This window comes from Variovorax sp. LjRoot290 (assembly GCF_964253985.1).
Lineage (GTDB): Bacteria > Pseudomonadota > Gammaproteobacteria > Burkholderiales > Burkholderiaceae_C > Variovorax.
Genome location: NZ_CAXURW020000003.1, coordinates 394,911 through 403,816 on the forward strand (window position 1 = coordinate 394,911; position 8,906 = coordinate 403,816).

An 8,906-nucleotide genomic window follows, 5' to 3' on the forward strand; every position below is an offset into this window, starting at 1 on the left:
CGACGCCTGAGGTCTGGCGCGTACCCACGGAAGTCCACTCAAGGAGTCGGCCAGAACAGTGACGGCTCCGACGCGGCGGAGCCTTTGGCTGGGCGTGCAAATTCGCTGTCGGCTGGCGGGGCATTCAGCCGATCCCAATGCCACTGTTCAGCCGATTGAGTCATAACCTCGATTTCAAGTAGCTCACGGCGCCTGGCTGATGATAGCCGGCTGACTTCAGTCATGGTGGAACGAGGCGCAGTATGGAGGCGTTCGCCCTGTTGAACGGTCGCTGCAAAGGACCGCTTCTGGCCGTAGCCGCCACCGAGCGCCTCAACACCCTCGAGAATCCCTTGATTGGCTTTGCTTTCTTCAGGCGTCATAGCTTGGAGCTGGGGGACGAAGTTGAACGGATGCTTGCCGTCCACTGCACAGAAGGCTGGAAGTGCCAAAAACACGCCTCCTCAGGAAAACTGGAGGGCCGTGACGAACTTCCGCTGCTGGCCGAACTGTGCCATAGCACGGAATGCACGAGGCGCGCCGCAAGCGAGGGGCACTCTCCTGTCGCGACAGGGCTGCGCCGGCAGCCCTGCCGGCGCAGCGAGTCGCGGCCGCGGGCAGCATGTGACCGAATCGTGAGCTTTCATTGATGGCCGCGTGAGACGCGGTGGCCAGACTTGCTTCCGGAGCGGTACCCGATGCGATTCAGCGTCGAGCCGATCCGCCAAGTCTTCCACCTCAACCGTCCACAGGAGTTTCAAATGAACGCAAACCATCAACTGGTCCACGGCGCCATCGCCAGCCTGCTCGCGCTGGGCCTCGGCGCGGCCAGCACCGGGGCCTTCGCGCAGAAGGTCGCAACCGAGAAATGCGCCGGCATCGTCAAGGCCGGCAGCAACGACTGCGGCACGAGCAAGAGCTCGTGCGCCGGCACCTCGACGGCGGACCGCGACCCGGAAGCCTGGATCTACGTCGCCAAGGGCACCTGCGCGCGGATCGCCGGCGGCACCGTGACCAACAAGCCCGAGAACGTGCACGGCGGCGCCGCCGCCGCGAAGAAGGGCTGAGGAGTCCGCCGTGCACTACGCAGGCCCCATGCCTTCCAGGCACGCCGCCCGTGCCGACCTGCGCTCACGCGCGATCGCGCGGCTCCGCGCCGCCAGCCGCGGCCTCCAGGCGCTCTCGCCGGCGGTCGATCTCGCCGTGCGGCTCTTCGTTGCCAGCGTGTTCTTCAAGTCGGGACTGACGAAGATCGCCACCTGGTCATCGACGATCTCGCTGTTCGAGAACGAGTACGCGGTGCCCTTGTTGCCGCCGGAGGTCGCAGCTTTCCTGGGCACCGGCGTCGAGCTGCTCTTCCCGGTGCTGCTGGTGATCGGACTGGGCACGCGCTTCTCGGCCTTCGTTCTCTTCGTGTTCAACATCATTGCCGTCGTCTCCTATCCTGACCTCGGCGATGTGGGGCTGCGCGATCACCAGACCTGGGGCATGCTGCTGCTGGTCACCCTGCTGCACGGGCCGGGCAAGCTGTCGCTCGACTATCTGGTCGCACGGCGCTTGCGCGCGTCATGACCCCGGGAGCGCGCCATGTCCACTGAGAAGAACATCGTCATCGTCGGCGGCGGCTTCGCCGGCACGACACTGGCGCGCTCGCTGGAGCCGCGGCTGCCGCAGGGATGGCGCGTCGTGCTGGTCAGCGAGGAGAGCTACACCACCTTCAATCCGATGCTGGCCGAGGTAGTGGGCGCCTCGGTCTTCCCCGAGCACGTGGTGGCGCCGATCCGTCAGATGCTGCGCGCAGGCACGCGCAGCCAGTTCGTCATGGGACGCGTCACCGGCATCGACCCCGATCGCCGCTGCGTGCGTGCCGGCACGCTCGCCGGGTTCCAGGACATCGCCTACGAGCACCTGGTGCTCGCCTTCGGCACGCGCGCCAATCTGGACCTGGTGCCCGGGCTGGCCGAGCATGCGCTGCCGCTCAAGCTGGTCGGCGACGCGATGTTCATCCGCAACCGCGTGCTGCAGCGCATCGCGCGCATCGAGCTCGAAGCCGACCCGGCGGTGCGGCGGCGGCTCGGCCACTTCATCGTCATCGGCGGCGGCTTTTCGGGCGTCGAGGTGGCCGGCGCGCTGGCCGACTTCCTGCGCGGCACCGGCCGCTACTACCCGCGGGTCAAGGCGGAGGAACTCAAGGTGACGGTGATCGAGAACGCCGATCGGTTGCTGCTCGAGCTGCCCGAATCGCTGGGACTGGCCGCTGCGCGCTCGATGCGCGCGCGGCACATCGACGTCCGGCTCAACGCGCGCGCCGCCGAAGTGAGTGCCGATGGCGTGAGGCTGGCGAGCGGAGAGACCATCGCCGGCGCGACCGTGATCTGCACCATCGGCACCCGGCCCAATCCGCTGGTCGGGGGCCTGCCAGTCCCCAAGCAGCGCGGGCGGATCGAGACCGCGCCCGACATGTCGATCCCGGGGGCAGCGGGGCTGTGGGCCCTTGGCGACTGCGCACTGGTGCGCAATGGCGTGACGCAGCAGTTCGCGCCGCCGACCGCGCAGTTCGCCGTGGCGCAGGCGCGCGCGCTGGCGCGCAACATCGTCGCCGCCATCGAGGGCCGTGCGACGCAACCCTTCAGCCACGCATCGAAGGGAATGATGGCGACCACTGGCCACCTGAAAGGCGTGGCCAGCGTGTTCGGCCTGCGCCTGCGCGGACTGCCGGCCTGGCTGCTATGGCGCGCCTACTACCTGCTCCTGATGCCTACGGCGGGCCGCAGGGTCCGCATCTGGCTCGAATGGACGTGGAGCATGTTCTTCGCGGCCGACATCACGCACCTGCGTTTTACGCGAACCAGCGAGGCCGACGTGGACGTGGCACGGCCCGTCGCCGAAACCGTTCAGCCGTCCCAACCCCAACCCCAACCCCAACCCTAGGAGCCTTCCATGCTCAAGCAGAAATCCGCCATCGTCACCGGCTCCACCAGTGGCATCGGACTGGGCATCGCCCGCGCGCTGGCCCAGAACGGCGCCGACATCCTGCTCAACGGCTTCGGCGACGCGCAGGAAATCGAGTTCACGCGCGCCGAGCTGCAGCGCCAGTTCGGCATCAAGGTGCGCTATTCGGGCGCCGACATGAGCCGGCCCGAGCAGGTGCGTGCGATGGTCGAGTTCGCCCAGGCCGAGTTCGGCAAGGTCGACATCGTGGTCAACAACGCCGGCATCCAGCATGTCGCGCCGATCGAGGAGTTCGCCGACGACAAGTGGGATGCGGTGATGGCGATCAACCTCTCCTCGGCCTTCCACGTCATCAAGGCCGTCGCGCCAGGCATGAAGGCGCGCCGCTTCGGCCGCATCATCAACGTCGCCTCGGCGCACGGGCTGACCGCGTCGCCCTTCAAGTCGGCCTATGTCGCGGCCAAGCATGGGCTCATCGGCCTGTCCAAGACGGTGGCGGTCGAGCTCGCCGAGTTCGGCGTCACCTCCAACACCATCTGCCCCGGCTACGTGAAGACGCCGCTGGTCGAGAAGCAGATCGCCGACCAGGCCAAGGCCCACGGCATCTCGCCCGAGGAGGTGGTGCGCAATGTGATGTTGTCTCACCAGGCGCGCAAGGAGTTCATCCAGGTCGAGGAGCTGGCGGCGCTGGCCGTGTTCCTGGCGTCCGACGCGGCCGCCTCGATGACTGGCACCGCGCTGGCCATGGACGGCGGCTGGACGCTGCACTGAACAGAGGAAGAAGACCATGACGAACTCACGCAAGCCGCGCGCCGCGGCCGGCAACCGCGGCCGCAACGGCGAACTTCCCGGCCAGGTCGTTCTGGTGCTGCAGGGCGGCGGCGCGCTCGGCGCCTACCAGGTCGGCGTCTACCAGGCGATGCACGAAGCCGGCATCGAGCCCGACTGGGTCATCGGCACCTCCATCGGCGCCATCAACGCGTCGCTGATCGCCGGCAACAGCCCGGAGCACCGCCTCGATCGCCTGAACGCCTTCTGGGACCTGATGCAGGCGTCGACGCCCACCACTCGCGTCCCCGATTGGATGGGCCTGGGCAACATGGTGTCGAACATGGCGACCGTGATGCGCGGCATTCCGGACTTCTTCACGCCCAACCTGCATGCGCTGCGCGGCTCGGCCGCGCCACTCGGGGTCGAGGCGGCCTCCTACTACAGCACGGCGCCGCTGCGCGGGACGCTGCAGTCGCTGGTGGATTTCGAGTACCTGTGCCAGTGCCACACGCGCATGACCGTCGGTGCCGTGAACGCCTGCAGCGGCGAGATGCGCTACTTCGACACCAGTCGCGAGCCGCTCGGCGTCGACCACGTGATGGCCTCGGGCGCCCTGCCCCCGGCCTTTCCCGCGGTGCGCATCGACGGCCAACCTTACTGGGACGGCGGCATCTACTCCAACACGCCGATCGAGGCCGTGCTCGACGACAAGCCGCGCCGGGACGCGGTGATCTTCGCCGTCAACGTATGGCACCAGACCGCGCCGGAGCCCGGGTCGATCTGGGAGGTGATGGCGCGCCACAAGGATATCCAGTTCGCCAGCCGCGCCGACAGCCATATCGCGCGCCAGAAGCAGATTCACCGGCTGCGCCACGTGATCCGCGAGCTGCACAAGCAAATCCCGGCCGCGAAGCAGGCCAACCCGAAGGTGCGCGAGCTGGCCTCCTGGGGCTGCGGGACGACGATGCACGTGGTGCACCTGGTCGCGCCGCGCGTGGAGGGCGAGGACCACACCAAGGACATCGACTTCACGCCGACGGGCATCCGCACGCGCCGGCAGGCGGGCTACGCCGACACGCTGCGCATGATCGGACGCACGCCCTGGGAACAGGCTGCGGCCGATCCCATCGAGGGCGTGATCGAGCACCGCTGAGCCTGGAAGAAAAGGGGGACCGCATGATCGATCGCATCGGGCAGCTGCTGCGCAACAACGGGCGCTTCGTTGAGGAGCAATTGCGCATCGACCCCGCCTACTTCGACAAGCTGGCCGAAGGGCAGCATCCGGGCTTCCTCTGGATCGGATGCTCTGACAGCCGCGTGCCGCCCGACCGCATCACCGGGACCCAGCCCGGCGACATGTTCGTGCATCGCAACATCGCCAACCTGGTGGTGCAGACTGACATGAACCTGCTGTCGGTGCTGCAATATGCCGTCGATGTGCTGCAGATCGGGCACATCATCGTCTGCGGCCACTACGGCTGCGGCGGCGTGAAGGCCGCGATGGGCCATGCCTCGCACGGGCTCATCGACAACTGGCTGCGCACGCTGAAGGACACGCAGCAGTACTTCGCGCGACAGCTGGCGCCGCTGGACGAAGAGGCACGCTTCCGGCGCCTGGTCGAGCTCAACGTGATCGAGCAGGTCTACAACCTGGGCAAGACCAGCATCGTCCAGCAAGCCTGGGAGAACACCCGCAGACCGAGTATCCACGGATGGGTGTTCGACCTGAACAGCGGTCACATCCTTCCGCAGACCGGCGCGATCGACAACGACGAGGCGATGCACGAGGTCTGCAAGTTCCACAACGCCGTCGGGGTGCGCTGATGGACATCGCGCTCGCCAGCCTCGCGTTCGCGGTCGCTGCCTTCTGCGCTGCAGTGATGGGCTTCGCGATCCAGCGCGGCGCCACCTGCACCGTCGCCGCCATGGAGGAGATCGTCAACAAGCGCACTTCGCGCCGCCTGCTGAGCCTTGGCGAGGCCTCGCTGTGGGTGGCCGGCGGCCTGCTCGTCGCACAGGCCCTGCATCTCCTGCCGGCCATGCCGCCGGGCTACCCGCTGAACCGCTGGACAGTGCTGGGCGGCGCGCTGCTGGGCTTCGGCGCCTTCGTCAACCAGGCCTGCGTGTTCGGCGCCATTGCGCGTTTCGGCTCGGGCGAGTGGGCCTACCTGGCCACGCCGCTCGGCTTCTACCTGGGCTGCCTGAGCGTCGGGCCCCTCTTCGCGGCGGGCACGCACCGCGAGCTCGTCGACGGCTCGCCGGTGCTGCAGGCGCCCGCGTGGGTGGCACTGCTGTTCCTGCTTTTCGTGGCCTGGCGCCTGGTGCGGCCGCTCAGGGGCGGGCTGCGGGTGCGCGACGCGCTGGCTGCGCGCATCTGGTCGCCGCATGCCGCCACCACGGTGATCGGCATCGCCTTCGTGCTCATGCTGTTGCTGGTAGGCGCCTGGGCCTACACCGACGTGCTGGCCGAACTGGCGCGCGGCATGGCCGCCAGCCTCAGCGCGCGCTGCCTGCTGCTGCTGGCGCTGCTGCTCGGCGCGGTCTGGGGCGGCTGGACGGCCGGCCGCTTTCGCAGCACGCGCGTCACGGCCGCGCAGCTGCTGCGCTGCCTGGCGGGCGGCGTGCTCATGGGCTGGGGCAGCCTGCTGATCCCCGGCGGCAACGACGGCCTGATCCTGGTCGGGATGCCGTTGTTGTGGCCCTATGCCTGGGTGGCCTTCCTCGCGATGTGCGCCTCGATCGTCGCGGCGCTGCTGGCGCGCAAGGTGTGGACGCGGCCGCGCTGAAGCGGCGGTGGCCAATGTTCACATTTTCATCACGCGTCCCGCAGCGCGCGGGCGGCTGCCTAGAATTCTCGTGACCGAGGAGGTGATGATGAACCAGTCCTTGAGATCGCTGACAGGGTGCGCCGGCATCGGCCTGCGGCCCGAGCACTATGTCGAGTTCATCGAATCGCGTCCGTCCGTGGGTTTCATCGAGGCGCACAGCGAGAATTATTTCGGCCGGGGCGGCAAGCCGCTGCATTTCCTGAAGCTCGCGCGCCAGAGCCATCCACTAAGCCTGCATGGCGTGGGCCTGTCGATCGGCTCCGTCGACCCCTTGAGCGAGCCGCACCTCGCGCGCCTGCGCGAACTCATCGACATGCTGGACCCCGCGCTGGTGTCCGACCACCTGTGCTGGAGCTCCGTGGGCGGCATCCATGCCAACGACCTGCTGCCGCTGCCCTTTACCGAGGAGGCGCTCTCGCACGTCGTCGTACGCGTGCAGCAGGTGCAGGAGCGCCTGCGGCGCCGCATCCTGCTCGAGAACGTGTCGAGCTACCTCGAGTTCGTCGCGTCGGCGATTCCCGAGTGGGAGTTCCTCGCCGAGGTCGCGCGGCGCAGCGGCTGCGGCATCCTGCTGGACGTCAACAACATCTTCGTCAGCGCCCACAACCACGGCTTCGACGCGAGGCACTACCTGCAGGCCATTCCCCGCCAGGCGGTGGAGGAAATCCACCTGGCCGGTTTCACGCGCAACCTCGTCGGCGGCGGCGCCGAGATCCTGATCGACACGCACAGTGCGCCAGTTGCCGATGCGGTGTGGGCGCTCTATGCGGCTGCGCTGGAGCGCTTCGGCCCGGTGCCGACGCTGGTTGAGTGGGACGCCGACATGCCTGCCCTGGCGGCGCTGGTAGCCGAGGCCGCGAAGGCCGAAGCGATGATGGAGTTGCGCCATGCTTGCGCTGCCTGACATCCAGGCCCGCGTGATGGACGCGCTGCTGCTGCGCGGCGGTGCGGCCGCGACTGCGCTGGTGCGGCCGACGGAGCCGCTGTCAGCACGGCAGCGCCTGCAGGTCTACCGCAACAACATGTTCGAGAGCCTGATCGCCGCGCTGGGCGCCGTCTACCCGGTGGTCGCGCGCCTCGTCGGCACCGGTTTCTTCCGCCACGCGACCAAGGCCTGCATCAGCGCGCATCCCTCGCGCTCGAGCAACCTGCAGGACTTCGGCGGCGAGTTTCCCGGCTTCCTGCGCGCCTATCCGCCGGCCGCGGACCTGCCCTACCTGCCGGACGTGGCAGCGCTCGAATGGGCCTTGCACCGCGCCTACCACGAGGCCGAACTGCCAGCCCTCGCGCTGGAACGGCTGGCGCAGGTGCCGGCGGCCGAGCAGGCCGGGCTGCGCCTTCGCCTGCAGCCCAGCGCGCGCTTCGTCGCGTCGCGCTATCCGGTGCTGCGGATCTGGCAGGCGAACCAGCCGGAGGCGCTCGATGACGGATCGACGATCTCGCTCGACGAAGGCGGCGTGAACCTGTTGGTCGTGCAGCACGCGCTGGAGATCGAGTTCAGGCTCCTGAGCCTTGCCGAAAGCCGCTGGCTCTGCGCATTGGCCGACGAGGCCAGCCTGGCCGACGCGACCCGGCGCGCGCTCGATGCCGACCCGGCCTTCGACCTCATGGCGGTGCTCGCGCGCCATCTGGGACGCGGGCTTTTCACGGAGGTGTCGGCATGACCCGCCGCGTCCTGGTGGTCGAAGACGACCCTGACATCGGCCGCCTCGTGATGCTGCAGCTCGGCGAGCTCGACTGCGAAGGCCGGCTGATCGCCGACGGCGTGACCGGGCTCGCCGAATGCGAGGCCGGCAACTACGACCTCGTGATCCTCGACCTCATGCTGCCGCGCATGGACGGCCTGCAGATCTGCCGGCGCCTTCGCACTCATGCGCGCTACACGCCGATCCTGATGCTCACCGCCAAGTCCTCGGAGCTCGACCGCGTGCTGGGCCTGGAGCTGGGCGCCGACGACTACCTGACCAAGCCCTTCAGCATGCTCGAACTCGCCGCCCGCGTGAAGGCGGTATTCCGGCGCGCCGATCACCAGCAGGCCGCGGCACAGACGGCCGCCAGCCAGGAACAGCTGATCGAGGCCGGAGGCCTGCGCATCGACCTGCAACGCCACGAGGCGCTGCTGGACGGCAAGCCGGTCGAGCTGACCGCCAAGGAGTTCGAGCTGCTGGTCTACTTCGCGCGCAGCCCCGGGCGCGTCCATACCCGGACGCAGCTGCTCGACCAGGTCTGGGGCTACAGCCACAGCGGCTACGAGCACACTGTCAACTCGCACATCAACCGCCTGCGCAACAAGATCGAGCGCGATCCCGGAAACCCCGACTACATCCAGACCGTGTGGGGCGTGGGCTACAAGTTCGGCGACCCGCGCCCCTGAGG

At 68.4% G+C, this 8,906-nt stretch carries 11 protein-coding genes; 10 read left to right on the forward strand and 1 reads right to left on the reverse strand.

The window, feature by feature from the left end; genetic code table 11:
- Positions 1–38: 38 nt before the first annotated feature.
- A complete protein-coding gene (locus ACSQ9A_RS39455) occupies positions 39–431 on the reverse strand; it encodes a hypothetical protein (protein WP_436308117.1) in 393 nt (130 codons plus the stop codon).
- Positions 432–740: 309 nt separating this feature from the next.
- On the opposite strand from ACSQ9A_RS39455, the gene ACSQ9A_RS39460 reads away from it, so the two are divergent.
- From ACSQ9A_RS39460 to ACSQ9A_RS39505, 10 genes are all read left to right on the forward strand, one after another.
- A complete protein-coding gene (locus ACSQ9A_RS39460; protein ID WP_436308118.1) occupies positions 741–1,046 on the forward strand; it encodes a BufA1 family periplasmic bufferin-type metallophore in 306 nt (101 codons plus the stop codon).
- 28 nt (positions 1,047–1,074) lie between these two features.
- Complete coding sequence (locus ACSQ9A_RS39465; protein ID WP_436308119.1) at positions 1,075–1,551, forward strand: DoxX family protein; 477 nt, start codon at positions 1,075–1,077, stop codon at positions 1,549–1,551.
- A gap of 15 nt (positions 1,552–1,566) precedes the next feature.
- Positions 1,567–2,910 carry an NAD(P)/FAD-dependent oxidoreductase gene (locus ACSQ9A_RS39470; protein ID WP_436308120.1) on the forward strand — a complete coding sequence of 448 codons (1,344 nt, stop codon included), beginning with the start codon at positions 1,567–1,569 and terminating at the stop codon, positions 2,908–2,910.
- 9 nt (positions 2,911–2,919) lie between these two features.
- The gene (locus ACSQ9A_RS39475; protein ID WP_436308121.1) at positions 2,920–3,702 is read left to right on the forward strand and encodes a 3-hydroxybutyrate dehydrogenase; all 783 of its coding nucleotides are present in this window, start codon (positions 2,920–2,922) and stop codon (positions 3,700–3,702) included.
- 16 nt (positions 3,703–3,718) lie between these two features.
- Positions 3,719–4,855 (forward strand): patatin-like phospholipase family protein, encoded by a 1,137-nt coding sequence (locus ACSQ9A_RS39480; RefSeq protein ID WP_436308122.1) that lies wholly within the window; start codon positions 3,719–3,721, stop codon positions 4,853–4,855.
- 23 nt (positions 4,856–4,878) lie between these two features.
- Complete coding sequence (locus tag ACSQ9A_RS39485) at positions 4,879–5,526, forward strand: carbonic anhydrase (RefSeq protein WP_436308123.1); 648 nt, start codon at positions 4,879–4,881, stop codon at positions 5,524–5,526.
- Positions 5,526–6,488: a YeeE/YedE thiosulfate transporter family protein gene (locus tag ACSQ9A_RS39490; protein WP_436308124.1), complete on the forward strand. Its 963-nt coding sequence runs from the start codon at positions 5,526–5,528 to the stop codon at positions 6,486–6,488. Before ACSQ9A_RS39485 ends, ACSQ9A_RS39490 begins: the two co-directional genes overlap by 1 nt.
- 88 nt (positions 6,489–6,576) lie before the next feature.
- Complete coding sequence (gene bufB, locus ACSQ9A_RS39495; RefSeq protein ID WP_436308125.1) at positions 6,577–7,434, forward strand: MNIO family bufferin maturase; 858 nt, start codon at positions 6,577–6,579, stop codon at positions 7,432–7,434.
- Positions 7,418–8,194: an HvfC/BufC N-terminal domain-containing protein gene (locus ACSQ9A_RS39500; RefSeq protein ID WP_436308126.1), complete on the forward strand. Its 777-nt coding sequence runs from the start codon at positions 7,418–7,420 to the stop codon at positions 8,192–8,194. The genes bufB and ACSQ9A_RS39500 overlap by 17 nt, the downstream gene beginning before the upstream one ends.
- Entirely contained in the window at positions 8,191–8,904 is a 714-nt protein-coding gene (locus ACSQ9A_RS39505) for a response regulator transcription factor (protein WP_436308127.1), read from the forward strand. Before ACSQ9A_RS39500 ends, ACSQ9A_RS39505 begins: the two co-directional genes overlap by 4 nt.
- Positions 8,905–8,906: the final 2 nt, after the last annotated feature.

Coding starts and splice junctions, on each gene's coding strand:
- ACSQ9A_RS39460 (WP_436308118.1), top strand. CDS start 741: ATGAACGCAAACCATCAACTGGTCCACGGCGCCATCGCCAGCCTGCTC.
- ACSQ9A_RS39465 (WP_436308119.1), top strand. CDS start 1,075: ATGCCTTCCAGGCACGCCGCCCGTGCCGACCTGCGCTCACGCGCGATC.
- ACSQ9A_RS39470 (WP_436308120.1), top strand. CDS start 1,567: ATGTCCACTGAGAAGAACATCGTCATCGTCGGCGGCGGCTTCGCCGGC.
- ACSQ9A_RS39475 (WP_436308121.1), top strand. CDS start 2,920: ATGCTCAAGCAGAAATCCGCCATCGTCACCGGCTCCACCAGTGGCATC.
- ACSQ9A_RS39480 (WP_436308122.1), top strand. CDS start 3,719: ATGACGAACTCACGCAAGCCGCGCGCCGCGGCCGGCAACCGCGGCCGC.
- ACSQ9A_RS39485 (WP_436308123.1), top strand. CDS start 4,879: ATGATCGATCGCATCGGGCAGCTGCTGCGCAACAACGGGCGCTTCGTT.
- ACSQ9A_RS39490 (WP_436308124.1), top strand. CDS start 5,526: ATGGACATCGCGCTCGCCAGCCTCGCGTTCGCGGTCGCTGCCTTCTGC.
- bufB (WP_436308125.1), top strand. CDS start 6,577: ATGAACCAGTCCTTGAGATCGCTGACAGGGTGCGCCGGCATCGGCCTG.
- ACSQ9A_RS39500 (WP_436308126.1), top strand. CDS start 7,418: ATGCTTGCGCTGCCTGACATCCAGGCCCGCGTGATGGACGCGCTGCTG.
- ACSQ9A_RS39505 (WP_436308127.1), top strand. CDS start 8,191: ATGACCCGCCGCGTCCTGGTGGTCGAAGACGACCCTGACATCGGCCGC.